A 26,797-nucleotide genomic window follows, 5' to 3' on the forward strand; every position below is an offset into this window, starting at 1 on the left:
AAGAACTCGTTTGGATGAAAGTTCCAGACTGTGTGTCCCATACATACACTGATAAAAACTCCTCGGAGGTTTCGCCGATGATTATACTGAATGACGGCTCTTCCACCAATGGCTTAAAAGGGTCATCCCCGACAGAAACGATGATCCTGAATGCCCTTGAAAAAAGCAAGATACGCTATGAATATACTGATTTAAAAGAGCTCGCATTTGAACTGAAAGTAAGGGATAGAATCATAACGAACAGCCGCATCCTAAACGATAGTGCCGCAATATTTGCCACATTCCCCAACTCCTCCTTCAATCCCTATTATTGGATCAAAACAATGAGTGGTTACCGGCTCCGCCCAGGCATGCGACCATCCGCTGCCATAAGGGATGTATTCGAACACTCATATCTATATAGTTTCGAGTGTGTGACAACGGTTGTCCTTGTTTACTATAAGAGCATCCTCGATACAATCCGCACCGATTATTTCGACCGGTTGTATTCACCCATGATTATTTGGGGACATAACTTTAACGATGCCATGCACATGGTGACGTATGAGGGGATCGACAACATCCCCGGAGACGTCTATTACTTCTCTAATCCCGATTACGAAGATCCGATCTGGATGGGGGAGAACTCCGTGTTCCTTGAAAAGAATCAATACTTCGGGCATGGGATCGGGATTGTGACTCATCAAAAGATGATCGAAGCACTGAATACACTGAGGAAACCGAATGCCACAAGGTCGGCGTTTCAACTGAATCAGACGACCAGACTCGATTTCGCTGCACTCTATAAGTACACATAAAAAATGACGGCCTTCACCGAGACCGTCATTTTTTATTAGGCTGTTTTCGTAAACATTGTCGCTTTAGAAGGCGAAAGGAGTGGTTGATTTCCGCTCCAGGTGCTCGCTTTCCACGGGGCGTGAGTTGAGCCTCCTCGGTCAAATGCCCTGCGGGGTCTCAACTTCCCAGCAATTCCTGCAGGAGTCGAACACCTTCCACCTCAATCAACTGCACTGTTCAAAAGAGACATCCCAAGAACCAAACTTTGCGCTTTTTAATCTAGATTGTATCGACTCACCTTATGCAGCTACATCACGCTTGTTGAACACAAGGAATGCCAGGAGTTGGAAGAGCACGAAATAGATGATCAACATGGTGATCGAGAAGCCCATCGTCATGCCCTCTACAAGGGGCTGACCGAATCCTGTATATTGAGTCAGATCTGTGTTGGCAAAAAGGCTGTACTTCGCCCAATCAAATTTCATCGCCAATAACCCTGTCGCATTGGCACCCATGAACAAGAGGAATAAAGAAATCCCGATTGCCAGGGAAGAACTTCTGAATACAGTTGAGATCATGAATGCCATCGTGGCCATCATCGTGACATCGATCGATTTCAGTAAATAATTCTTGATCAGGAATCCAATCATGTTCTGCTCAACGACCTTACCATCGATATACGCAAGGTGGACGGATTGTCCGGTGCCCCCGAACAAGATCAAACCGACCAGGAATGAGACGGCGAAAAGAACCGCAAGCATCATCACCCCATAAAGGATGACCGTGATATATTTAGAAAGCAGGATCTTCGTCCTTGAAATCGGACGTATCAATAACAGCTTGATCGTCCCCCAGGAGAATTCCCCTGCCACAATACCTGCTGCGACTATGATCGCAAACAACCCTACAAGCGTCACCGCAAACCCATTCGTTTCAACAAACGTCCAGACTGTTTCTTTCGAATTCGGTTGAATATCGTTTTCGATCCTATATTCATTGAGTGCAATATTTTGTTCAATCCTGCTTTTACTGAATTTATCTATACCTTCTTGGGATAACGCTTTTTTATCCCCTTCGATTTGCATGGATAGCTCCTGCTTCCAGTTCTCCGATTCTTTCACTTTTGAATCATCGTATTTCTCAAATGCCCCCACGATCCCGATAATCAGAATCAACAAGCCAAGCATGACATAGGTACCGGCACGTTTATGAATCTTCATCCATTCATTCCTTACCAGATTAAGCATGAAGCACCTCTCCCTTCTCATTCGTTATCTCTAGGAAGCGATCCTCCAATGACTTCGCCACTTGCATGACCCCGAAGAGCTCCACATCCTGTTCAACGAATGCTTTGATCAAGTGAGGGACCCTTTCCTTCGGTAAGCTTGTTTGTAACTTGTTATTTTTCACATCGAATACTAGGGAGGAGTCGAAAGTTTTCATGACGGAAATGGCTTTCTTCTCATCATTCACTTCAAACTGATAGACGAGTTCATTTCCTCCGACAAAATCATGGACGGTTTGTACATCGACAAGCTTTCCTTTCTGGATGATCCCGATCCGGTCACACATCATTTCCATTTCTGAAAGCAGATGGCTTGAGACGATGACAGCCATTCCTTCTTCCTGTGCAAGTTTCCGGACATACGCACGGATTTCCCTTATACCGGCCGGGTCAAGTCCATTAGTCGGTTCATCAAGGATGAGGATCTTCGGTTTATGGAGCAGGCACTGCGCAAGCCCCAGACGTTGTCTCATCCCCAATGAGTAGGTTTTGACCTTATCATGGATCCGTTCAGATAAACCGACCAGTTCCACTACCTCCTTGATTCTCTCGTCCGTTATCCCATTTTGCATGCGGGCAAAATGCTTCAGGTTCTTATAGCCGGACATGAATTTATACAGCTCTGGATTTTCGACAATCGCTCCCACGGAGGCAATCGCACCTTCGAAATCCTTCTTGATGCTTTTACCTGAAATCAGGACATCTCCTTCTGAAATGCTCATCAGCCCCACAATCATCCTGATGGTCGTTGTCTTTCCTGCCCCATTCGGTCCCAGGAACCCAAATACTTCTCCCTCGTACACATCAAACGAAAGATCATCGATGATCTTTTGACCTTTGATGACTTTAGAGACGTTTTGTAACTTCACGATCGTATTCATTTTTCACTACTCCCTCCAGCCGTCGTTTTTTTTAACCATTGAAGCACTGATAATCCTTCTTCTTCCCTCAGCTTCTCCACTTCGCAATGACCTTCGATTCTGCCGTTATGGATGATATAGGCTTCATCCAGGATGGCTTCGATTTCGTCGATTTCATGCGTTGCGATGATGACCGTCTGATTGCCAAATTCGATGAATGAGATCAAGCTTTTCACGATGGAATCGCGCACCATCGGATCCAATCCGGAAAATGGCTCGTCTAATAAAAGCACCTCTGTATTACGTGACAAGGCGAGGATAAGTTTCAATCTTCCACGATTTCCCTTTGATAAGTGTTTGATTTTTTTATCTGCATCAAGTTGCATGAAAGCCAAAAGTTCATTTGCCTTATCCATATCGAAATCCCGGAATTGGGAGGCGTAGAAGCGGATCATCCCGTCGACGGTAAACGCATCATAAAACATATCCAGTTCAGTGAGGTAAGCAACTTTATTGGCGATTTTCCTGTTAACCTCCGACCCATTCACAATCACTTCTCCACTCGTCGGGAGCACCAGGCCAGCAATCATTTTAAGTGTGGTTGATTTCCCGCTACCATTCGGTCCGAGGATGCCATAAATCCTTCCTTTTTCAAAGGTGATCGACGCTTTTTCTAGCGCTGCCTCCTGACCGTATTTTTTCGTAACTTCCTGAAATCGTATCATTTCTCATTCCTCCCCGTCCTGTGATTCTCTATAGTTTCTGAGGCTCTCGATCATCTGTGTTTTTGATAAGCCAAGCTCCTTCATATTCCGGACGAACTGACCGACTACTTCTTGTTGCATTCTTTCATTAAGCACAATGAGCACTTCTTCATCTTCCGTCACAAATGTCCCCTGCCCCCTCCTGGTTTCCACGATACCCTTCCTTTCAAGCTCACTGTAGGTCCTCTGTATGGTGTTCGGATTCACACCCGATTGAATGGCCATCTCCCTTACCGAGGGAAGCTTTTCTCCCAGGTTCAGCTCCCTTCTGACGATTTCCCTTATGATCCGATCTGCAATCTGAATGTATATCGGTTTTGATGCTGCATATTCTTCTGTCATTCCTTACACCTCTACTTTACGGTCTAATAACCAGCACGACACCACAAAAAGGCCAGCCATGAGCAATCCCTCAAGAATGAAAGCAAGGACCGGGAACGGGATCATCTCCGACTGAAATCCAAACTCCGCACTTCCCTGGCCGACTGAGAATAAGATCCCGGCAGGAATGTCGATTGTAAAGGATGAAAATAGATCCTGTGCCCATTTGAAGCTCATGAAGAGGGATGTCATACTTTGATACGCAATGATGATGCCAGCTACGAGCAGCCAACGGATATGTTTAATGGAAGGGAACTTCGCCAATGCATGGTAAAAAGTCCATAAGAATATGGTCCACACCGTGAAGTAAAGGGCAACCACCGTAATCCCGAGATTGAACAAGATCCCTTCTTTCACCGGCCAATACGAAAAGAAAGCCCCTTGTGGTAATCGAGATAAACTGATCATCCCAAGAACATCAACGAGTACAAAGGAAAGGGTGGAATATAGGAAGGCTACAATGATTTTTGGGAAGAGCAGGACCATCCCGCTCTGAGGGCTATGAAGCCAGAGCTGAGTCTTGCCCTCCAGCCTGAGCATGGATACGACAATAACCGGTATCACGGCTACATGACAGGCACCGAGCATGAAAATGAAGACAACTGGGATCGTCCCTTCACCCGTCACCTCCGCAACGATCAGCGCTAAAACATAAATGAGCAGGATGATTCCAATCCACCCAAAAAACCAGACCTTGGAGGTTTTAAAGTCTTTTTTCAGCAGTCCTTTAAAAGCATTCATAAATTTTACTCTCCTTAAGTGTTTTAGTGTTCTAGTTAGATAGTACACTAAGACACAAAGAAGCGTCAATCACTTTTACATAAAATGGGTTCATTTATTTCTTTAAATGTGCCAAGCTATTAAAAAAGACTGAGAGGAGGACTCTTATGACGCATGTCAAAAGAGGATGGACGCAAGCGGAAGAGAAGCTGTTGATGGATCTTGTAGAATCTTATTCAGCTGAGGGTCATTCGAAGAAAGAGGCGTTTGAAGCGGTTTCCACACAAGTAAGCCGTTCTCCATCCACCTGTTCCCGCCATTATTATGCTCTTAGGAAAAAAAAGTCGCCGTCCTCTGAAGAAAGACCCATCACAATGGAGGATTGCATTCACTACCTGGAAAACCAACCATTTCAAATCAAAAGAACCATTACCGAAAACAATTCCTTAAAGAAGGAAAAAGAAGAGCTCATAGTGGTACAGAAGAAGTTGAAGGAAAGGTGTACAAAACTGATGGAACAACAGAAGAAACTTCAACAGCTGCTCACCATCATCAAGGAGTCCGAAAAGTTTTCAGACTCCTCTCCTTCATCACCGTTGATGCATTGAAACCATAAAAAAGAGGCCCGTAAAACGGGCCTTCCTTACTTATCCTTCACTCGTTTGACTTCAATATGGGAAAGCATCTGATTGATTACGTGGCTTGCTGCAATCAGACCTGCGACGGAAGGGACAAATGCATTGGAAGAAGGCGGAAGCTGCGCTTTCCTGATCTTCGCATCATCTTTTCCAACTTCTTTGCGGACGTCTTCACGGATGACGATTGGACTTTCATCAGAGAAAACGACGGTTACGCCTTTTTTGATTCCTTCTTTCTTTAAGCGGGTACGGATGACCTTCGCAATCGGATCCGTGTGAGTTTTACTGATATCGGCAATTTGAAAGCGGGTAGGATCGGTTTTATTTGCCGCACCCATACTGGAGATCAAAGGGATTCCCCGTTCGATACATTGCTTCATCAAATGGATTTTATAAGAAATTGTATCGGATGCGTCAATGACATAATCCAATCCATAGTTAAAGAACTCTTCATATGTTTCTTCTGTATAGAACATTTTGAGGGAGATCACTTCACACTCCGGGTTTATATCTTTAATGCGATCGCGCATCAAATCGGCTTTCGGCTGTCCTACTGTAGACAGGAGGGCATGGATCTGTCTGTTCACATTCGTGATATCGACATCATCCTTGTCCACTAGTACAAGACGTCCTACACCTGATCGAGCGAGAGCCTCCGCAGCAAAGGAGCCGACTCCTCCGATACCAAGCACGGCCACCGTACTGTTCTTCAACGTATCGAGGCCTTCCTTTCCGATCGCTAGTTCATTTCTGGAAAACTGGTGTAGCAATTGAATCAACTCCATTATAAGTATTCGACTAGGTTTATACTGAATTAGAATAAAGGATAGCGGGTAGAAAATCAACTTGAAATCTTTTCTGATCTTGTTTTCATCTTCTCCATAGAAGATGCCATCAAAGCAAATATATTCATGTCGGGTCGGGGGATTTCAAGAATTGAGCCTTCCGCATTTGAAAATCAAGGCTTTGCTTTCCGCTATTCCCCTTTCGAAACAATTGTTTCTTACTCTAAAATGCGCTTTGTTCTTATTGTTCTGTTATCCCCAAAAATGATTTGATAAAAACATAAGCAAAGCAGTGAACACAAAAAACCAGACTGAAATCAGTCTGGTTTGTATACTCATATAAGGTTTGTCGAGAAAAGAACAAGTCCCAATCGTGCCGTCGCTGCGATTCCATTGTTTTGAACCCGCTCTCGGCAGGTGGGTGCTTTGCTCTGTTAGTTGTTAGTCCTCTAGATGAGGCGTGAACGCGTAACGGAAACGACAAGCTCCCAAAGTTATAAGTGTTCGGTCAAAACGATTAGGGTAAACGTCGTACACATCAGGACTTGTTTGTTATTGATTAAATCATACCATATGGATGTTCACTTTTCAACGAGCACCCCTTGGGAATTTTTACTCAATCTTCTACATCAAGCGACAAGGATAACTCATTCAGTTGAGCTTCACTTACCCCGCCCGGCGCTTCTGTCAACTGACAGCTTGCACTTGCCGTTTTCGGGAACGCGATCGTGTCACGCAAGTTCGTGCGTCCGGCAAGGAGCATGACCACCCGGTCCAGTCCAAGTGCGATTCCGCCATGAGGTGGTGTCCCATATTCGAATGCCTCCAAGAGGAAACCGAATTGCTCTTCTGCTTCTTCCTTAGAGAAGCCGAGTACCTTGAACATCTTTTCTTGGATGTCACGTTCATAGATACGGAGCGATCCTCCGCCCAACTCATATCCATTCAACACAAGGTCATACGCCTCTGCACGTACTTCTGCAGGGTTTGTATCGAATTTCTCAAGATCTTCCCGTACAGGCATTGTAAATGGATGATGAGCGGCATAGTAGCGGTTCTCTTCTTCATCGAATTCAAGGAGCGGCCAGTCCGTCACCCATAGGAAGTTAAATTTACTTTCATCGATCAGCTTGAGTTCTTTTCCAAGTTTCAAGCGGAGAGCACCCAGCGCGTCTGCGACAACGGACTTCTTGTCTGCCACGAATAACAGGAGATCCCCTGTTTCAGCTTCAGCGGCTGCCGAGATCCCGGAAGCATCTTCTTCCGTGACAAACTTCGAGATCGGCCCCTTCAACCCTTCTTCTTCCACTTTCAACCACGCAAGTCCCTTCGCTCCGTAGCGTGAAACAAATTCTGTCAATGCGTCGATGTCCTTACGTGAATAAGTAGAAGCAGCACCTTTCACATTGATCAGTTTCACCTGCCCACCTGAACTTACGGCACTTGAAAATACCTTGAATCCTGATTCCTTCACGATTTCGGACACATCGATGAGTTCCATCCCGAAGCGGGTGTCCGGCTTATCTGATCCATAGCGGCTCATGGCCTCGTCATATGTCATGCGCGGGAGTGGTGTTTCGATCGTTAATCCCTTTACATCGATCATCAGTTTTTTCATCATATCTTCAACCAGTGCCATGATTTCTTCCTTGTCCATGAAGCTCATTTCCATATCGATCTGAGTGAACTCCGGCTGGCGGTCTGCACGTAAGTCCTCATCGCGGAAGCAGCGTGCAATTTGATAGTAACGGTCAAATCCTGAGACCATCAGCAATTGCTTAAAGATCTGTGGAGATTGTGGGAGCGCATAGAATTCTCCTGGATGCACACGGCTTGGAACAAGATAGTCACGTGCGCCTTCTGGTGTACTCTTCGTCAGGATCGGCGTTTCGACATCAAGGAATCCATTTTCATTCAAGAATGAACGGAACGATGTTGTTACATTATGACGCATTCTGAATGTGTCTGCCATCGCTGGGCGTCGAAGGTCGATGTACCTGTACTTTAAGCGGACATCTTCCGACACTTCGTTTTGGTCATCGATCATGAATGGAGGTGTTTTGGCTTCATTGATGATTTCAACCTGATCAACCTGGATCTCGACTTTACCAGTCTTCAGATTTTTATTGACTGTCCCTTCCCCACGTTCCACTACGGTTCCGGTCAGACTCAACACATATTCGTTCCGGATCGTTTCAGCGATCGACAGCGCTTCTTCGGAGTGATCCGGATTGAAGACCGCCTGGACGATTCCTTCCCTGTCCCTGAGGTCGATGAAGATCAAGCCGCCCAAGTCTCTTCTCTTTTGTACCCATCCTTTGATGGTCACTTTTTGACCGATGTATGCCTCTGTAATCTCACCGCAGTATGCTGTTCGTTTTGTCATTGTGTTCTCCTCCTTGATCATCCTGAATCTATTCTTTCGATAATTTATCTTTGATTGCCTCGATGAACCGGTCAAGATTGACTTCTTCTTGTTCTCCAGTTGCCATATCCTTGACATTGATTTTGTTTTCCTTCAACTCATTGTCCCCGATAACGGCAACAAATTTGGCTTGATGTCGATCGGCTGCCTTGAATTGCGCTTTCAACTTACGGTCCAGGTAATCTTTTTCAGAAGAGATTCCCTCTTTTCTTGCATTGTGCAGAAGCTTGACTGCATAGTCCTTCGCTTCATCACCTAGCGACACGATGAAAAGGTCGATCCCTTCTTCGATCGGGAGGTTGACTCCTTCTGCTTCCAGAGCGGACAATAATCTCTCAATACTGAAGGCAAAGCCGATCCCCGGTGTTTCAGGTCCGCCTATTTCCTCTACAAGACCGTTATAGCGGCCTCCTCCGCATAGCGTTGTGATTGCTCCGAATCCTTCAGCGTCACTCATGATTTCAAAGGCGGTGTGATTGTAATAGTCCAAGCCCCTCACAAGCGTCGGATCGACCACGAATTCCACATCCATGTCCTTCAGATAGCGCTGAACTTTCTCAAAGTATTCCTTTGACTCTTCATTTAAATAATCAAGGATTGACGGCGCAGTCGCCATCAATTCGTGATCTCGGTCCTTTTTGCAATCCAGGATACGTAATGGGTTCTTCTCCAACCTGTTTTGGCAATCGCCGCAGAATTCATCGATTCTTGGTTTGAAGTGATTGATGAGTGCCTCTCTGTGCGCATTTCGGCTTCCTGTATCACCAAGGCTGTTGATGACAAGCTTCAGCTGCTTCAAGCCTAATTCTTTGTAAATGCTCATGGCCAGGGAAAGCACTTCCGCATCAATCGCTGGATCTTCACTTCCAAGCGCTTCGACTCCGAATTGCACAAATTGTCTATATCGACCTGCCTGAGGGCGCTCATAGCGGAACATCGGCCCTGAATAATACAGCTTTACCGGCTGATTCGCATTTCCGAACATCTTGTTCCCGACAAAGGATCTTACAACGGATGCTGTGCCTTCGGGTCTTAGGGCAAGGCTCCTTCCGCCCCTATCTTCAAACATATACATTTCCTTCTGGACGATGTCCGTTGTATCACCGACACCTCTCGTGAATAACTCGCTTGACTCAAAGATCGGTGTCCGGATTTCTTTATACTGATAGGCATGGCATAGATTTTTAGCCACTTCCTCTACGTACTGCCACTTTTCAACCTCTCCAGGTAGAATATCCTGTGTACCTCTTGGTATTTGAATGGACAAGTTCTATTCCTCCTTTAAAAAACACATTATGTAAATAAAAAAAGCCCTCGTCCCTTGTTTTAAAAAAACAAGGGACGAGAGCTGTTATTCCCGTGGTGCCACCCTAATTGAGGTCAAAAAGAGACCTCCACTCATCCAGTTAACGCCTGGTACGTCCATCTCCTACTTGCGTAGCGTTCAGAGCGAAGCCTTCCCGAGTGTTCATTCACTAAGTCACGTTGCGGAATGCTTTCAGCCTAGGCAATTCCTCTCTTATCCAAGTGTCCTCTTAGCTACTATTCTCGATCATCGGTTTTAAAAAATGTTATTTTATTTCTATAATGATACGGATGGCACAAGTTCATGTCAAGGGGATGAGCGAAAAATTTATCATGATCTCTCCATTTTCTTTTTCAATAGCCTGACTTCCCTGATCGATAGGCCGAATTCAGAGGCAAGTTCGACGTTCACAGCATCCTTCTCACGCTCTACAAAATGGTGAAAATCAATTCCAAACAGCTGATTTTCGCCATTGCTATTCATAAAATGTTTATCACTGGCTCTCATGCACACCACCCTTTCCACTCTTCATATTCATTAGCATTTCCAATTACCCAATTTTCTTTCGTTTTGAAGGATTTTTTATTTTTTTATCGTATTTAACGGTAATGACAATTTCTATCGGGAGAATAAACGTTTCATGAAAGCCTCCGATAATAAGGAAGTAAGTAAAACCATCCAAAAGGCGGTGAAAGCAATCAAAAGGTTTTCAGCAATTTTCCTTGCATTATTACTAATCTTCCCCACCCTACCCGCCGGCTCAGGCGATGCTTATGCAGAACAGGGCAAAGTGACAATCAGTACTGATGGCTTGAACGTCCGAAAAGGACCTGGCCTTAGTTTTCCAGTCTTGACACAAGTACATAGAAATCAATCATTCAGAGTGGTAGATTCCAAAGGGGACTGGTACAAGATTTCAACTGATTCAGGTGACGGCTGGGTGGCAAATTGGTTCGTCACCACAGAATCCACTGAGTCAGCCGAAACGGTGGAGGGCGGCACCGTCAACACCGATGGGCTCCGATTAAGGAAAGGACCTAGCACATCCGATTCCATCGTCTCCGTTTTGAAAAAAGGGGAAAAGGTGACAATCACAGAAGTGAAAGGGAATTGGCTCTCTATTAATACAGGGAGCATGAGCGGCTGGGTTCATAAGGATTACGTCGATCCTTCTTCCAGTCAGACCCCCCTCCCTTCCACTGAAAGCAACAAGAAAGCGGAAGCGAAGCAAGGGGTCATAACGGCAGGCACCTTGAACGTGAGAAAATCCCCTTCTTCAGGGAGTCCGATTGCAGGTGCGGTGCACAAAGGAAATAAAGTATCGATAACGGGAAGTGTTTCAGGGTGGTATGAAATCCAGTTCGGGAACACAAAGGCTTGGATTTCGGATGATTATGTGGAGGTTTCAAGCGGTACAGCTGATGTTCCTTCCTCTTCCAACTTCACGGCAATGATCACCGTGCAATCTTTAAATGTCCGAAGTGAGGATTCACTGAATGGCAAGGTCATTGGCAAAGTGAAAAAAGGGGAAACATACACGATTTTGACAGAGCGGAACAATTGGTACGAAATTAAGCTATCGGGCGGGGATTCAGGTTGGATCGCAGGGTGGTATGCCCAGAAAACGGTTGGAAGTGCACAAAAGAAAACCGATCCCCCCCCTTCCAAGACTTCAGGAGAAAAGGTGACGATTCTCTATAACGGCACCAACATACGAAATGGTGCAGATGTACAGTCAAACGTCGTGAAAAGGGCACAAAGCGGCGAAACCTTTCCTGTCACAGGACAAGAGGGTGACTGGTATCAAATTCGATTAGAGGATGGACAGACCGCGTTTGTGGCAGGGTGGATCGTTTCCATCCGTTCCGGCAGCGGATCCGAAACTTCCCCTTCAAGGAACTCAAGTGGGGGGATCGGCGATAAGGTCATCGTCATCGACCCGGGACATGGTGGGCGAGACAGCGGAACGACCGGCGCAAGAGGAACACTTGAAAAGCTTATTACATTGAAGACCGGACAACTTCTGGCTGATAAGCTGGAAAGCGCGGGTGCAAAGGTGGTCCTTACCAGGAAGAACGATGACTATGTGTCACTGCCATCACGTGTATCATTGTCTCATTATTACGATGCTGATGCCTTTATCTCAATCCACTTTGATAGCATCCATGATGGCAGTGTATCGGGTCATACAACCTTTTATAATAAAAGCTATCAAATGGAATTAGCGGAAGACGTGCACCAAAGTCTTGCAAGCCGTCTTCCAACCAGAGACCGCGGAGTACGGATGGGGGATTATCACGTCATCCGTGAGAATAAGCAGGCAGCGATTCTATTGGAGCTTGGGTTCCTAAGTAATGCTACTGAAGAAGCGAATATGACTTCGCATTATTATCAGGACTTAGCCGCTTCAGCCGTTTATCAAGGGTTGAATGAGTATTTCTCTGACTAACAAGTCTATATTCACGATGGCCCATGCGAGATGAGTGGCTTATGTGAAACGTGTCCAGCTCACAACCGATAGACAGAGCTACTATCTTACAGTCCAGCAAGAAATTAAAAACCCGTCTTAATTTGCATCTTATCATGCAAATTAAGACGGGTTTTACTTTGTCCCGGTTTGGGTCATTTACTTTCTACGATCAATGTCACTGGTCCATCATTGATCAAGTCGACATCCATCATTTCCCCGAATACACCCGTTTCCACTTTCACACCTTTTTCTTTCAATACTTCATTGAAGTATTCATAAAGAGGGCGGGCTTGTTGAGGCTTTGCCGCATCCATGAAGTTTGGCCTTCTCCCTTTTCGGCAGTCACCATATAGTGTGAACTGTGAAACAGAAAGGATTTCCCCCTCTACATCCAGCAGGGAATGATTCATCTTGCCTTCTTCGTCTTCAAAGACTCTTACATTCACAATCTTATCAGCAAGATAGCGGGCATCTTCTTCTGTATCCTCATGGGTGATGCCGACGAGCAGGACGAACCCAGATTGAATCCTTCCCGTTATTTCCCCACCGACGGTCACCGATGCTTCTTTGCTTCTCTGAAGGACGACTCTCATGAAGATCCCTCCTTAATTCATGATTCTCCGGACGGCGTACACATCAGAGATCTGTTTGATCCTCTCGACCACTTTGTGAAGGTGAGAAATGTTTTGTATCGAGATGGACATATTGATGGTAGCCATTTTATTGCGGTCAGACTTCCCGCTTACAGCAGTGATGTTCGTCTTTGTTTCATTCACTGCCTGAAGCACTTCATTCAACAGGCCTCTGCGATCATAGCCAGATATTTCGATATCGACATTATATTCTTTACGATCCTGTCCATCACCCTCCCATGAAACATCGATCAGACGCTGTTCCACTTCTTCCGTCTGCACATTCGTACAGTCTGCACGGTGTACCGAGACACCACGGCCTTTTGTGATGAATCCTACGATTTCATCACCGGGTACGGGACTGCAGCATCTTGATAAACGGATAAGGAGATTGTCGATTCCCTTAACTTGAACGCCAGCATCCTTTTTCCGTTTGACGGGCTGGGCATTCAGTTCCTTCATCGTTTCTTCGAGCTTATCTTCCTGTTCCCGCTTCTTCCTATCTTTCTCTGTCAAACGGTTGGCGATTTGCGCAGCGGTGATCCCATTGTAGCCGACTGCCGCATACATATCATCTTCGTTTGAGAAATTGAACTTTTCGGAAACACGTTTGATGTTTTCAGCAGTCAAAATTTCTTTCAGGTCGAAATCCTGGTTTTTAATTTCTTTTTCAACCAGCTCGCGGCCCTTTTCAATATTCTCTTCCCGTCTCTGCTTTTTGAAGAATTGTTTGATTTTATTCTTCGCCTGTGAGGTCTGAGCCAACTTCAGCCAGTCCTGGCTCGGACCATAGGAATGCTTAGAGGTGAGAATTTCAACGATGTCGCCCGTTTTAAGCTTATAATCGAGCGTTACCATCTTACCGTTCACCTTTGCCCCGATCGTTTTATTCCCGATTTCCGAATGGATGCGATACGAGAAATCAATCGGCACAGAACCTGAAGGTAATTCAAGCACATCCCCTTTTGGGGTGAACACAAATACCATATCTGAAAATAAATCGATCTTCAGTGATTCCATGAATTCTTCAGCATTGGCTGATTCATTCTGGAACTCAAGGATTTCCCTGAACCACGTGAGTTTCTTTTCAAAGGATACCTTATCATCCAAGGTCTTTCCTTCTTTATAAGCCCAATGTGCTGCTACCCCGTATTCAGCGATCTGATGCATATCAAGTGTCCTGATTTGCACTTCAAGCGGATCTCCCTTTGGACCTATGACAGTCGTATGGAGAGATTGATACATATTGGGCTTCGGCATGGCGATATAATCCTTGAAGCGTCCAGGCATCGGCTTCCAACACGTATGGATGATGCCAAGCACTGCATAACAATCTTTAATGCTATCTACCACGATGCGGACGGCGAGGAGATCATAGATTTCATTGAACTGCTTATTCTGAAGGGCCATCTTGCGATATATGCTGTAAATATGCTTCGGTCTCCCGGAAATTTCCGCGTCGATTTCCACTTCACCAAGACGATCCTTCACTTCATTCACAACATCATCAAGATACTCTTCACGTTCTGCACGCTTCTTCTTCATCAAGTTGACGATCCGGTAATATTGCTGCGGATTCAAATACCTTAAAGAAGTGTCTTCAAGTTCCCATTTGATCTTTGAGATCCCCAACCGATGTGCAAGCGGGGCGAAGATCTCAAGCGTCTCATTTGCAATCCGTCGCTGTTTCTCCTGAGGCAGGTGTTTAAGGGTCCTCATGTTATGCAGTCTGTCTGCCAGCTTGATCAGGATGACCCTGATATCCTGCGCCATCGCAACGAACATCTTACGGTGGTTTTCTGCTTGCTGCTCTTCCTGGGATTTATATTTGATCTTTCCGAGCTTTGTGACCCCATCGACGAGCATGCTGACCTCAGCATTGAATGCCTCCTCGATTTCGGCAAGGGAGATTTCGGTGTCTTCGACCACATCATGAAGAAAGCCCGCCGCTACCGTGGAAGGGTCCATCTCAAGGTCGGCCAGGATCCCTGCGACTTGGATGGGGTGGATGATATAAGGCTCTCCGGATTTACGGTATTGTTCCTTATGGGCTTCCTTGGCAAAATCGTAGGCTTTCTGTACCATCTGCACGTGTTCATCGTTCAAATATTCTTTTGTTCTATCAATAACCTGTTCAGGAGTTAGTACTTGATCTTTGGACATGATCAAAATCACCTTTATATAGAAATTTTCAGTGCTTGTTCAATTTTAATGATTGTTACTATTATCAAAAAAAATTAAGGTTCTGTAAAGTGTTTACGGTAAAATTCTCAGATTTCCTCAAAGTTTGTCGAAATTAGTCGATAAACTTTCAACTTAATCGCCGCTGTTGATCTCCGTGGAAGACTTCGCTTTCCGCGGGTAGCAGGAGTCTACGTCTTCCACTCCAGTCAACAGCTGGAAAGGTTAAAAATCATTTTTATATCTATGCTCATAGCGTGGAATGTTCCTTGCACTATATAACCTACAGTTCACAATATCACGCTAATTAAATAAATCTACTTATATAAAAAAGGGCTGACATTTCTTCATGTCAGTCCCTTGTGGTTGGTTGTGTTTGTTGTTGAGTGTTGGATTAGTATTGCATTAGTGTAAGGACGTCGTATCCTTCAAGTTTTTCACGGCCATCGAGGTAGGTCAGTTCGATGAGGAATGCCGCTCCCGCCACGATGCCCCCAAGTTCTTCCACGAGGTTGATCGTTGCTTCGATTGTACCGCCTGTAGCAAGTAGGTCATCTGTGATGAGTACACGTTGACCAGGTTTGATGGCATCCTTGTGGATCGTCAAAGCATCTTTTCCGTATTCCAGGCCATACTCTTTCTTGATCGTTTCACGAGGCAATTTCCCCGGCTTGCGCACTGGGGCGAATCCTACACCCAATGCATAGGCAACAGGGCATCCAATGATGAATCCACGTGCTTCGGGTCCCACTACGAGATCGATCTCTTTTTCTTTTGCGTATTCGACGATTTGGTCTGTTGCATATTTATAAGCATCACCATTGTCCATCAATGTTGTGATGTCTTTAAATTTAATTCCTTCTTTAGGCCAGTTTTCGACGATTGTAACATATTGTTTTAAGTCCATGCTTCTATTTCCTCCTCAAATGGTTCGGACTCTTTTATCCTATCATCAAACCAAGCCTTCAATTCGCCGTAAGAAGAATATAACAGCTCGTTCTCAAGCTCATACTGCTGCTGCTTCTTCTGATAAGCCTTGGACTCTGACAAGTCTTTCTTGGTTTTGACAGGATTAAGAGAAATAAATCCATTGTCTATTGTAACAAAATTCAATTCAAAAAACACCTGTGACATAAAATCGATTGTTTCTTTCGACCAGCCCTTATATTTCGCCAGTTCATCCCCATGCTTATTCAAGTCAAAAGAACCACGTTTTGATAAGAACGCATAATACCATTTAAAGTGATCCCTCGTTGGCATCGTACTGAAGAAATGGTCTTCATCCTGGAAGAAGTGGGCATAGATCCGGTGAGGCTTCCCTTTGCCGACGATGGCCTGCACTGTATCCACCGAGTCAGGCATATCAAGGAAAACGATGCTCGCACCTTCAATCGTCAACTCCTCAATGGTATCCATGTGCTGGATCAAGTGGATATCGTCACGATCTTTAAGTTCCAACTTATCCAGTGTAGAAGGATGAAAACAAACGATCACTTTATTCTGATCGGGAACCTGCTTTTCCCATTTGTCAATTTGCTTGATACCCCGCACATCGAAGAGTTGCCAATCGTCAATCCGAATATCATGAAGGAAGATTTGCGGTTTCTTGCGATTATTCCATTCATTGATTGATAATTCTCCGATGATCGATGCATCAGAGAAAGGTGTGATATGATCGGCAATCTCACCCAAGCCGAAACCGACTCCATCCAATTTATTCCCATCGCAACCAAGTACGACTTTCAAATGATTCTGATTAGATCCGATCTTCTTATAATGATCGATGGAAACATCCTTGATCATCCACTTCGGTTTAGGGTTATGCATGCCGAACGGTGCCAAGAGTTCAAGCTTCTCAATTGACTCGATTGACACCTCTTCAAGGCTAACCGCTGCATCCAACATCGTGACGGGGATGAAATCTTCTTCCGTCAATTCATCATGTGCGATTTCGTTCAACCTTTCACGAAGCTGACCTACATGGTCCAGTTCGAGCGTCATACCCGCCGCCATAGGGTGTCCGCCGAAATGGGGCAGAATATCCCTGCATTTTGATAGACTCTTAAATAAATCAAACCCCTCAATGCTTCTTGCAGAGCCTTTCGCCTTGCCCTTTTCTGAATCATAGCTCAGCACGATCGTCGGACGATAAAATTTATCAACCAGTCTGGAAGCGACAATCCCGACGACACCTGAATTCCAGCCTTCTTTTCCGATCACCAGAACGGCATTTTCGTCTAAAGGAAAATCCTTCTCGACCATTTCAATCGCTTCCTGTGTCATTGTATTGACGATGGACTGCCTTTCCTTGTTCAGCGCATCGATCTCTTGAGCCAGTGCCCTGGCTTCATCTGTATCTTCCGTCAACATCAGATCAACAGCGGGATCGGCATCGCCAAGACGTCCAACTGCATTGATCCGCGGTGCGATCATAAAGCCGATTGTCTCTTCCGTCATGTCTTGCTGCTCAGAATTCGCTACCTTGCATAAAGCCTTGATTCCTTTTCTTTCCGTCACTCTCAGCCTCGCAATTCCACGCTTTGCCAGAAGCCGATTTTCTCCGCGCAATGGAACGAGATCGGCAATGGTCCCGATGGCAGCAAGGTCAAGGAGATGGACAGGGAGTTCACCATAAAGTGCATGTGCTAACTTAAATGCGACCCCGACTCCAGCGAGCTCTTCAAAAGGATACGTTGAACCTTCGATTTTAGGATGAATGATGGAATGTGCCTCAGGCAAAGCTGGTCCAGGCTCATGGTGATCAGTGATGATCAAATCAATGCCCAATTCCTTGGCGATTTGTGCTTCATTCACCGCTGAAATCCCTGTATCCACCGTGATGATCAGAGAAAAACCTTCATCCTTTGCCCAGCGGAAAGCAGCTTCATTGGGGCCATACCCCTCTGTGAAGCGGTTCGGTATATAAAACTCCACTATTGCCCCCAGATCACGGAGAACCGTCATCATGACAGACGTACTACTAACCCCATCTGCGTCGTAATCACCGAAAACGAGAATTTTCTCCCCTTCGGTTATCCCGATACGAATCCGGTCGACCGCTCTCTGCATATCGTTGAATAAATATGGATCGTGAAACGAATGACCTTCGTCAAATAAAAAATCCCGAGCTTCTTCTAAATCTTCCAAGTCCCGGTTAAATAATAATTTCGCAACAAGCGATGGTATTTTCAATTCTTTTTCAAGTTTTTCGATCTTCTGCTGGTCAGGTTCTGCAATCTTCCAGCGTGTTTTAGAATTTAGCATACGTTCACTCCTCAGACTTATTCATTATACAAAATTGAGGGGGTTGTTTCAATCTTTGCATTGACCCGAGCGTCCTGATCACTTTACCTGAGCCAACCGCATGTATCCATATGTAAACCTCCATAAAAAAACCAGCGGCATTCGCCACTGGTTACCTACTCACCTGTCTCGCCGATGGAATCGGGGGCCCGTTTTTTCAAAGGAGCTTCCTGCTTCTTATCATGTTGCACCTTGTCAATCTGCTCCTTCAAGAGCAGGTTTTCCTTTTCAAGCGACCTGACCTTCCTTTGTACGACATACAACCGGAATAGCCCGACCGAGCCAATGATGATCCCGCCCATCAATACAGATCCCAGGATTACCAGGATAAGCGGCCACTCGGCTTCCCCGAATAAATAATTCACCGTTACAGGATCCACATTGATCACCGCAAAGATCGCAACGACCAAGGCAAAGAAGATCCCCAACAACAACGTCCATTGAAACTTCATACTATCCCCTCCTACATTAAATCAACCGAATCCCCGGAATCCCCTTCCATAGGATTATATGGGTTGATGTGAACAAATACGTCATTTACATTTGATTCTTCCATCAGCTTCTCTTTTACCCTTTTGCCGACACGATGGCCGTCTTCCACCGTCATAAAGGGATCGACGCTGATCTTCAGATCGATGATCACGTAATGACCATGCTCCCTTGCATGCAATTCATTGATTTCTTTCACGTCCGGCACGGACTCCACGATCTTCCTCAGGGGGAGGATATCCTCTTCGTGAAGGACATGATCCAACGTATTATGTATGGACTCCTTCCCAAGGTGCCATGCCATCTTCAAAACAAGCAATGCGACAAAAAGCCCCGCTACCGGATCTGCGTACACGAGCCAGCCAATCTCCAATTTCCCGCCAATGATCGATGCCGAAATCCCGATTAAGGCGGCAATCGAAGAAAATACATCGGATCGATGTTCGTACGCATTCACAATCAATGCATCACTCTTTAATTTCTTACCCAATCGATATTTATATTGAAACATGGCTTCCTTCACAATAATGGAAAAGATCACCGCATAGATCGCAATCATTCCAGGTGGTGAGAGCGGATGGAAGAATGATTCTATGGATGATTTGCCAATCTCGATTCCTACTAAAAATAATAAAACAGCTACGATGATGGCTGCAATCGATTCTGCTTTTCCGTGACCGTATGGGTGGTCTTGATCAGGTGGCTGCTTCGCTGCGCGCAACCCGATGAAGACAGCAAGTGACCCGGCTACATCCGAGGCGGAATGCACGGCATCGGCGATGAGCGCCCGGCTATTACCTGCAGCCCCCGCTCCCCACTTGACGAGTGCGAGAAGAATATTTCCCACTACCCCGATCATGGCGGCAAATTCAGCTTTTTTAAAACGATCCTCAGGATTCATCAAAACGCCTCCTTCTCGTGCTTTTACTATTGTACCCAACACTGTAAAAAAACGCGACGAAAAATCGGCGATTCCCCCTTAAAAGAAAAAATGGTCCAGGGGAACCCTGGACCATTCTACATCCTATTAAACTTGAGGCTCGTCTGACCATTTCTTTTTCTCTTTCACCGTTTTGATTGTACCCTTTTTCTTCAGTTCTTTTTTCTTCATGACCAGCCAGAGCTGGGATGCGATAAAGATTGAAGAGTAAGTACCTGCAATCAACCCGACCAATAACGCAATCGAGAAATTCAAGATTGATTCACTTCCGAAAACCAATAGGGCAACGGCTGCAATGACAACCGTCAATACAGTGTTAACAGAACGTCCCATCGTCTGACGAAGACTCTGATTGACAACATCCTCAATATCCTCTTCCGTTTTCAGACGGCGTTTCTTATGAAGATTTTCCCTTATCCGGTCAAACGTTACGATCGTATCATTGATCGAGTACCCGACAATCGTCAACACGGCCGCGATGAAGGTGATGTCAACTTCCAGCCTCGTTAAGCTGAAGAAGGCAATGATAAAGAATGCATCGTGCAGGAGTGCAGCAATCGCAGCAAGCGCCATTCTCCACTCAAATCGTAAAGTAACATAAATAATGATCCCAATTGATGCGATGGCAACAGCAATCATCGCATTCTTCGCAAGCTCTTTACCGATCACCGGCGAAACCGTACTGATACTCGGCTCAGCCCCATAAAGTTTATTGAAGTGATCCTTCAAATTAGCAATATCCCCTTTATCGAGGTCTTCCGTGTAACGAACAACTGCTATATTCTCTTTATCACCAGAAATGACGATATCATCTGAAGGTAATTTCACTTCTTCCAGTTCACTTTTCACTTCTTCGGTCGTCAGGCTTTCATCCGCAAGGATCTGCATTCTTGAACCACTGACGAAGTCAATGCCGAGATTCAGCCTGAAGATAAGCAGTACCAGGATCCCTGCTGAAATCAAAATGCCTGAGATGGCGAAGAATTTCTTGCGCTGCTTCGCAAAATCAAAGCGATCGAATCTAGTCGGCAGGTCAAGCGTATCATAATTTTCGGCAAGATCCTTGATCTCGCTCTTTTTCACACCGAACCAGCCCGGTTTTTTATTAAAGAATTTACTGTGTACCCATAGGGACAATAGTAAACGTGATCCCCATACAGCTGTGATGAAGCTTGTCAGGATACTGACAATCAGCATCGTGGCGAATCCTTTTACAGAGCTTGTCCCGTACACAAACAGGACAGTGGCTGCTAAAATGGTGGTGACATTCGCATCCAGGATTGTCAGGAAGGACGATTTATTCCCTGCCTGGAAAGCGGATCGAATCGGTTTTCCGACTCTCATTTCTTCTTTTATTCGTTCGTACGTTATGATATTGGCATCGACAGCCATCCCGACACCGAGAATGACAGCGGCGATACCAGGCAGTGTCAATACCCCGTTCATTAAATCGAAAATAAGCAGAACGAGATAGATATAAACAGACAAGGTAATAGTGGCAATCAATCCAGGGAAGCGGTAATACGCAATCATGAATAAGAAGATGATTGCAATCCCGATGATCCCCGCAAGGACAGTCTTATCAAGGGCCTGCTGGCCGAACTGTGCACCGACGGAAGTCGAATAAATTTCATCAAGTTTGACAGGCAGTGCACCGGCATTCAACAGCGATGCCAGATTCTGCGCTTCCTCGACTGTGAAGTTACCTTCGATGATGACTTCATCCGAGTTGATTGGCTTGCTTACCGCAGGAGCGGATAAGAATTTCGGATCCTGCTTACCTGCCTCTTCCTTATAAGAATCTTTTCCCTCTTCATAGTCGAGCCAGATGACAAGCTGATTCTCTGGCGCCATGGCAAGGATGTCTTTCGTTAATTGATAGAATTTCTCACGGTCCTTCAATTTCAAGGAGACGATCGGGTTATTCTGTTCATTGAAGGTTTGTTTCGCCGCTCCCGATACGAGATCGGAACCGTCAAGGCGAACCTTGTCATTTACATCACGGAAGGTCAGATTTGCCTGTGTCGACAGGATCTCCCGCGCTTGATTCTGGTCCTCAACGCCTGCTAATTGGACACGGATGCGGTTTCCGTCTTCAATCTGGATGTTCGGTTCACTGACACCCAGGACGTTGATCCTTTTGTCCAGTGCGTCTGCCGTATTGGAGACCGTTTCTTTCGTTACCGGTTTCCCATCCTCTTTCAGTGGCTGAACTTCATAAAGGACTTCGAAACCACCTTGTAGATCTAACCCTAATTTAATGTTATCCAGGATGTTCTTTGCTGTTCCTCCAATTGTACCTGCAAGAACCAATACAAGTAAAAAGAAGGCGATTATTCTGCCGCGCTTTACCATTATGTATAAATCCTCCTTGCCATTTTCACCACATGTTAAAAATGTTTATTTCGATACTCTCTATAAATCCATACTCATTATCTATTACATTGATAAGGGTGTCAATTAAATTTCAGACTATTCCCCTTTTCTTCCGGGGTGCAGGAGTGCATTCAATTCATCTTCATTGATCTCTTCGAACCAATTTGGCGAACGGTATGCTTCCACAGTTTCAAAGCTCATATAATCTCCCGGTTTCACTGTCATTACATCACTCACCAGCTCATATAGCTTCACGTCCACCTCAGGCTTCTTCCACTTCTTTTTCGTCAGATACGCCCAGAGCCTCTCTACATTCGCCTTACCATATCCCAACAGTTCAAATTCGTCCACCTTGCTAAGTAGTGCTGGTTCTAATGAATCATAAAAACGATCATAAGGATGTTGATTCGTTTTCATTCCCTGTCACCGCCTGGGGCTAACTTATCACAATTAGCCAGAATTATGTACAACTTGTCATGCTTTGTCCACATGCCTGCATATACATTATTGTATACGATTATACCAATTTTGAGAAGGCAGGGAATTTTATGTCAAAGTTTCTTAAAGGGACAATCATCCTGATGGTTGCAGCCTTTATTACAAGGATATTGGGATTTGTCAACCGAATCGTCGTCGCCAGGTTCATCGGTGAAGAAGGTGTCGGCCTGTTCATGATGGCATTCCCCACCTTGATCCTCGTGATCACGATCACACAGCTCGGACTCCCTGTAGCCATCTCGAAAAATGTAGCGGAGGCAGAAGCAAAAGGGGACACACGTAAGGTTAAAAAGATTCTGGTCGTTTCCTTGTCCACGACACTGCTCCTCTCTGTGATTTTCACCCCCGCACTCATTTTGCTCGCTCCTTATTTAACGGAGACCCTGTTCACGGATGAACGCATTTACTATCCCCTTGTTGCCATAGCACCGATCATCCCGATCGTTGCCATTTCATCTGTCATCCGGGGTTACTTCCAGGGACGGCAGAATATGAAACCATCCGCTATTTCACAAGTCATCGAGCAGGTCGTACGCATCACCCTGATTGCCGTATTGACGAAGACTTTCCTTCCTTACGGGATCGAATACGCAGCTGCTGCAGCCATGGCGGCTTCCGTCTTGGGTGAATTGGCTTCCCTACTTTATCTGTTCGCAAGCTTTAAGTTACGGAAGAAATTCAGGATCAGAAAAAATTTCTTTACGTCCATCAAGGATGGGCGTGAAACATTCAAGGAATTGATGGGTGTCGCACTTCCAACGACCGGTAGCAGAATGATCGGTTCGGTCGCTTGGTTCTTCGAGCCGATCGTTGTCGCACACAGTCTTGCGATCTCCGGAGTGGCGGCTTCGATGGCGACAAAACAGTACGGTTCACTTACCGGGTATGCCCTGCCCCTATTGTTTCTTCCTTCATTCGTCACATTATCACTATCTCAATCACTCGTGCCGGCGATAAGTGAAGCGAATTCGAATAAAGACTATAAATTGATTGAACACAGACTTCAGCAAGCACTGCGCTTTTGTCTGATCACTGGCGGCATCTCGGTTGTTATTCTCTATATATACGCAAAGCCACTGATGCAAATCATGTATGGAAGTGAAAGCGGAGCGACCTTCCTGATGATCATGGCCCCGTTCTTTCTGTTTTATTACTACCAGGGCCCACTTCAAGCCGTGCTGCAAGCCTTGAACCTCGCAAGGGCTGCGATGATCAATAGTCTCATCGGGGCGGTTGTCAAAACAGCGGTGATCTTCGTCTTGGCATCACAGCCTGCATTTGGGATAAATGGAGCGGCACTCGGCATCGTGATCGGGTTCATGCTTGTTACACTCCTGCACTTCATGACGATCCTGAAATATATCCCGATGACCATCTATCTCCGCGATTACTTAAAAATCATCCTGGTCCTAGCTGTATCCGGATTCTGGGCACATTATTCCTATATCACGCTGTTTACCGGCGAGGCACTTGCTCTCAGGCTCGTCTTCGGAGTGATTTCGACGACGATCGTATATACGGCCTTCTCCCTTGCCTTGAAACTGATCATCAAAAATGACTTGAAGCGGATCCCGTTCATACGGAGGTACATCCTATAATAGGGAAAGATGCTGGGAAAGAACTAAGAACTCTACTAATAAAGACGAAGAATATCAGTATCATAAATTAATACCGCTAATGGTTTCCGTACAACGGCTAGACAGATGTGAAATTCAAACGTATAGTGATACAGATCGTTAAAAACCCGAACGAATTTGCCATCCAACAGACAAATTCGCTCGGGTTTCACTTTGTCTAAAACACTTTTGTCCCAGACTGTCCCTCATTTAACCAAGCTTATCATGCATTATTTATCAATCGTATCGATATAAAATTGACCATTGTGAAAACTGCAGAATGAAATCTCCGACAGTTCTTTATATCCTCTTTGCCGCAGCTCTTTTCGCAGCCAGAAAGAGGTCTTCCCCATCATTTCCAGATGAGTCGACTGCACCTGACCATCGAGGATCAGCGGAAGGGTCAGTGATCCAGTAGACTTTTTTTCTTTCTTCAGGACGGATAGGCTCCCTGATGGTTCAAGGACGGCAAATTCCACATCCGCAATATTGAATACATCCTTCTCACGCAGCTGAAGCAATAAATCATCATAATTATACCGCTGCCTCTTCATCTCTTTCTCGTCTATTTTCCCATTATGGATCAGCACGGTCGGTTTCCCGTCAACAAATTCCCTGAACGACTTAGAACGCAACGAAAACCACGCTGTGATGAATTGGACGATCACCATGACGCTCATGGGAAGGATAGTATGTATGATCGGATCGGTGGGCTCTTCGATCGCAAGTACCGCCATTTCGGCGATCATGATGAATACGACCAAATCCAATATACTCAATTCCCCAATCTCTCTTTTCCCCATGATCCGGAAGATGAAAATGATCGTTAAATATAGAAATACCGTACGTAAGATTATGAGTCCGTATTCCTCCACAGCTCTCCCCCCTAAAAGAAAACATTTCACTCATAGTATGAACGGGAGGAAAGGAATAAATGTGAAGGAATATTTATCCACCCAAAAACGGACGAAGATATTTAAAATAAACATATACAGTGGAAACTGCCAGTGAAATAAGTGTGATGGGGATGCCAATCAGCAGGTATTGATAAAACTTGATATGTACACTCTCTTTCGATGCCAGCCCTGCAATGACCAAGTTGGATGAGGATCCCAGAAGTGTGCCGTTCCCACCTAGACAAGCACCAAGGGCAAGCGACCACCACACCGGGTCCATATTGACCATTCCGAATTCCCCGAATTCCTGGATGACCGGAATCATGGCGGCTACAAAAGGGATATTGTCGACCACGGCGGACAGGATCCCAGTACCCCAAAGGATGACAAAAGACGTTTTCTGCATGTCCCCATCCGTCGCCCTGATGATCTCACGGGCGATTTCATCAATGAATCCCGCTTCCTCAATACCCCCTACGAGAAGGAATAGTCCTATAAAGAAGAACAATGTGCCCCACTCCACTTCTTTAAGGATACTCTCGGGCGGATATCTCTTTTCAAGCAGAAGCATCAGAAGCACAGCCCCGGCAATCGCCACAGTCGTGACATCAAGATGGAACATCGGATACAGGGAGAATCCTGCAAGGACCAATGTCAGAACGGAAATCGATTGAAACAGCCCATTGTCCCCCACCAGGTAATCCTTTGCAGCCACACCTTCGAGAAGAAGTTTCCTGTCCTCTTTCACATGAAGTGAATCCTTGTACAAGACCCCCATAATCAATAACGTGACAATATACACGATCGATACAACCGGAAGGAGATTTTCAATGAATGCATTAAATGTAAAGTGCTTTACTGCCTGGCCGATCATCATGTTCGGTGGATCGCCAATCAAGGTGGCAGTCCCCCCGATATTGCATGCGAGGATCGTCATGATCAAATAAGGGATGGGAGGAAGATCCAGTAATTTCGTCAGTTTGAAAAGGATGGGCACAAGAAGCATGGCAATCGTCACATTTGCAAGAAACGCTGATCCCACTGCTGCAAGCAGTGAGAAGAGAATGAGCAAAGCAAGACCATTCCCCTTTACCGCCTGCGCAAGCCGGATTGCGATATATTCAAAGAACCCCGTCTTACTGGTCATGGTGACGATGATCATCATGGAAAATAATAATGCGATCGTTTTCCAATCAATATACGTAAACAGCGCCTTTTCAATCGGGAATGCCCCGATCAGGAGCATGGCTGCTCCACCGGCCATGGCTGCGAGCACGCGGTTCCATTTTTCGGTGATTAATAGAATATAGACAAGAATGAAGATGATCAATACAAAAGTCGGTGACATAATCAAGCTCCTTTGAGCAGAAGTCAAGTTTCATAATAAGTCTATGAAGCTTGGCCGAGAAAAATTTCTAGTCTTTTTATCTCGGTCCATGAATATGCTTGTACTAG

General features: G+C 45.4%; 23 protein-coding genes, 1 other RNA gene and 1 other annotated feature. Of the genes, 4 read left to right on the forward strand and 20 right to left on the reverse strand.

Going from position 1 to position 26,797, the window contains the following annotated elements; all coding sequences use genetic code 11:
* The first annotated feature begins 77 nt into the window (after positions 1-77).
* Positions 78-797 carry a protein-glutamine gamma-glutamyltransferase gene (locus tag LCM10_RS14770; protein WP_224877064.1) on the forward strand — a complete coding sequence of 240 codons (720 nt, stop codon included), beginning with the start codon at positions 78-80 and terminating at the stop codon, positions 795-797.
* Between the two features lie 279 nt (positions 798-1,076).
* Here the strand turns inward: LCM10_RS14770 and LCM10_RS14775 are convergent, their stop codons facing one another.
* Genes LCM10_RS14775 through LCM10_RS14795 form a run of 5 tightly spaced genes read right to left on the reverse strand, consistent with a single transcriptional unit; the run spans position 1,077 to position 4,808 of the window.
* Positions 1,077-2,024 carry an ABC transporter permease gene (locus LCM10_RS14775; protein ID WP_224877065.1) on the reverse strand — a complete coding sequence of 316 codons (948 nt, stop codon included), beginning with the start codon at positions 2,022-2,024 and terminating at the stop codon, positions 1,077-1,079.
* Positions 2,017-2,943, reverse strand: a complete 927-nt coding sequence (locus LCM10_RS14780; protein WP_224877066.1) for an ABC transporter ATP-binding protein — start codon at positions 2,941-2,943, stop codon at positions 2,017-2,019. Before LCM10_RS14780 ends, LCM10_RS14775 begins: the two co-directional genes overlap by 8 nt.
* On the reverse strand, positions 2,940-3,647 hold the full coding sequence (locus LCM10_RS14785; RefSeq protein WP_224877067.1) for an ABC transporter ATP-binding protein: 708 nt from the start codon (positions 3,645-3,647) through the stop codon (positions 2,940-2,942). Before LCM10_RS14785 ends, LCM10_RS14780 begins: the two co-directional genes overlap by 4 nt.
* A gap of 3 nt (positions 3,648-3,650) precedes the next feature.
* Positions 3,651-4,028: a GntR family transcriptional regulator gene (locus LCM10_RS14790; protein WP_224877068.1), complete on the reverse strand. Its 378-nt coding sequence runs from the start codon at positions 4,026-4,028 to the stop codon at positions 3,651-3,653.
* Between the two features lie 3 nt (positions 4,029-4,031).
* Complete coding sequence (locus LCM10_RS14795; protein WP_224877069.1) at positions 4,032-4,808, reverse strand: hypothetical protein; 777 nt, start codon at positions 4,806-4,808, stop codon at positions 4,032-4,034.
* 146 nt (positions 4,809-4,954) lie between these two features.
* Between LCM10_RS14795 and LCM10_RS14800 the strand changes: the two genes are divergently transcribed.
* Positions 4,955-5,395 carry a hypothetical protein gene (locus tag LCM10_RS14800; RefSeq protein WP_224877070.1) on the forward strand — a complete coding sequence of 147 codons (441 nt, stop codon included), beginning with the start codon at positions 4,955-4,957 and terminating at the stop codon, positions 5,393-5,395.
* A 35-nt stretch (positions 5,396-5,430) separates the two neighbouring features.
* Here LCM10_RS14800 and LCM10_RS14805 read toward each other — a convergent pair whose 3' ends face one another.
* From LCM10_RS14805 to LCM10_RS14825, 5 genes are all read right to left on the reverse strand, one after another.
* Positions 5,431-6,195 carry a ThiF family adenylyltransferase gene (locus LCM10_RS14805; RefSeq protein WP_224877071.1) on the reverse strand — a complete coding sequence of 255 codons (765 nt, stop codon included), beginning with the start codon at positions 6,193-6,195 and terminating at the stop codon, positions 5,431-5,433.
* 375 nt (positions 6,196-6,570) lie between these two features.
* Positions 6,571-6,758, reverse strand: a non-coding RNA gene (gene ssrS, locus LCM10_RS14810) — 6S RNA.
* 68 nt (positions 6,759-6,826) lie between these two features.
* Positions 6,827-8,596: an aspartate--tRNA ligase gene (gene aspS / locus LCM10_RS14815; protein WP_224877072.1), complete on the reverse strand. Its 1,770-nt coding sequence runs from the start codon at positions 8,594-8,596 to the stop codon at positions 6,827-6,829.
* Positions 8,597-8,624: 28 nt separating this feature from the next.
* Complete coding sequence (gene hisS, locus LCM10_RS14820; protein ID WP_224877073.1) at positions 8,625-9,902, reverse strand: histidine--tRNA ligase; 1,278 nt, start codon at positions 9,900-9,902, stop codon at positions 8,625-8,627.
* A gap of 67 nt (positions 9,903-9,969) precedes the next feature.
* Positions 9,970-10,200, reverse strand: a binding site (T-box leader).
* Between the two features lie 71 nt (positions 10,201-10,271).
* On the reverse strand, positions 10,272-10,448 hold the full coding sequence (locus LCM10_RS14825; protein WP_224877074.1) for an RNA polymerase subunit sigma-70: 177 nt from the start codon (positions 10,446-10,448) through the stop codon (positions 10,272-10,274).
* Positions 10,449-10,581: 133 nt separating this feature from the next.
* On the opposite strand from LCM10_RS14825, the gene LCM10_RS14830 reads away from it, so the two are divergent.
* Positions 10,582-12,390 carry an SH3 domain-containing protein gene (locus LCM10_RS14830; protein WP_224877075.1) on the forward strand — a complete coding sequence of 603 codons (1,809 nt, stop codon included), beginning with the start codon at positions 10,582-10,584 and terminating at the stop codon, positions 12,388-12,390.
* 173 nt (positions 12,391-12,563) lie between these two features.
* Here the strand turns inward: LCM10_RS14830 and dtd are convergent, their stop codons facing one another.
* The 8 genes from dtd to LCM10_RS14870 all read right to left on the reverse strand — a co-directional run bounded on the left by dtd (position 12,564) and on the right by LCM10_RS14870 (position 22,749).
* Positions 12,564-13,004 (reverse strand): D-aminoacyl-tRNA deacylase, encoded by a 441-nt coding sequence (gene dtd, locus LCM10_RS14835; protein WP_224877076.1) that lies wholly within the window; start codon positions 13,002-13,004, stop codon positions 12,564-12,566.
* Positions 13,005-13,016: 12 nt separating this feature from the next.
* A complete protein-coding gene (locus LCM10_RS14840; RefSeq protein ID WP_224877077.1) occupies positions 13,017-15,206 on the reverse strand; it encodes a RelA/SpoT family protein in 2,190 nt (729 codons plus the stop codon).
* 412 nt (positions 15,207-15,618) lie between these two features.
* Complete coding sequence (locus LCM10_RS14845) at positions 15,619-16,131, reverse strand: adenine phosphoribosyltransferase (protein WP_224877078.1); 513 nt, start codon at positions 16,129-16,131, stop codon at positions 15,619-15,621.
* Complete coding sequence (gene recJ / locus LCM10_RS14850; RefSeq protein ID WP_224877079.1) at positions 16,122-18,488, reverse strand: single-stranded-DNA-specific exonuclease RecJ; 2,367 nt, start codon at positions 18,486-18,488, stop codon at positions 16,122-16,124. Before recJ ends, LCM10_RS14845 begins: the two co-directional genes overlap by 10 nt.
* 155 nt (positions 18,489-18,643) lie before the next feature.
* Positions 18,644-18,979 (reverse strand): lipopolysaccharide assembly LapA domain-containing protein, encoded by a 336-nt coding sequence (locus LCM10_RS14855; protein WP_224877080.1) that lies wholly within the window; start codon positions 18,977-18,979, stop codon positions 18,644-18,646.
* Positions 18,980-18,990: 11 nt separating this feature from the next.
* Positions 18,991-19,917, reverse strand: a complete 927-nt coding sequence (locus LCM10_RS14860) for a cation diffusion facilitator family transporter (protein ID WP_224877081.1) — start codon at positions 19,915-19,917, stop codon at positions 18,991-18,993.
* A 126-nt stretch (positions 19,918-20,043) separates the two neighbouring features.
* Positions 20,044-22,311, reverse strand: a complete 2,268-nt coding sequence (gene secDF, locus LCM10_RS14865) for a protein translocase subunit SecDF (protein WP_224877082.1) — start codon at positions 22,309-22,311, stop codon at positions 20,044-20,046.
* A gap of 117 nt (positions 22,312-22,428) precedes the next feature.
* On the reverse strand, positions 22,429-22,749 hold the full coding sequence (locus LCM10_RS14870) for a post-transcriptional regulator (RefSeq protein WP_224877083.1): 321 nt from the start codon (positions 22,747-22,749) through the stop codon (positions 22,429-22,431).
* A gap of 131 nt (positions 22,750-22,880) precedes the next feature.
* On the opposite strand from LCM10_RS14870, the gene spoVB reads away from it, so the two are divergent.
* Positions 22,881-24,428, forward strand: coding sequence for a stage V sporulation protein B (gene spoVB, locus LCM10_RS14875; RefSeq protein ID WP_224877084.1), 1,548 nt, complete (start codon positions 22,881-22,883; stop codon positions 24,426-24,428).
* Positions 24,429-24,676: 248 nt separating this feature from the next.
* Here the strand turns inward: spoVB and LCM10_RS14880 are convergent, their stop codons facing one another.
* Both LCM10_RS14880 and LCM10_RS14885 read right to left on the reverse strand, forming a co-directional pair.
* Positions 24,677-25,321 (reverse strand): DUF421 domain-containing protein, encoded by a 645-nt coding sequence (locus tag LCM10_RS14880; protein ID WP_224877085.1) that lies wholly within the window; start codon positions 25,319-25,321, stop codon positions 24,677-24,679.
* Between the two features lie 73 nt (positions 25,322-25,394).
* Positions 25,395-26,690: an ArsB/NhaD family transporter gene (locus LCM10_RS14885; protein ID WP_224877086.1), complete on the reverse strand. Its 1,296-nt coding sequence runs from the start codon at positions 26,688-26,690 to the stop codon at positions 25,395-25,397.
* Positions 26,691-26,797: the final 107 nt, after the last annotated feature.

This window comes from Rossellomorea aquimaris, from assembly GCF_020171925.1.
In the GTDB taxonomy this organism is placed as follows: Bacteria; Bacillota; Bacilli; order Bacillales; family Bacillaceae_B; genus Rossellomorea; species Rossellomorea aquimaris_F.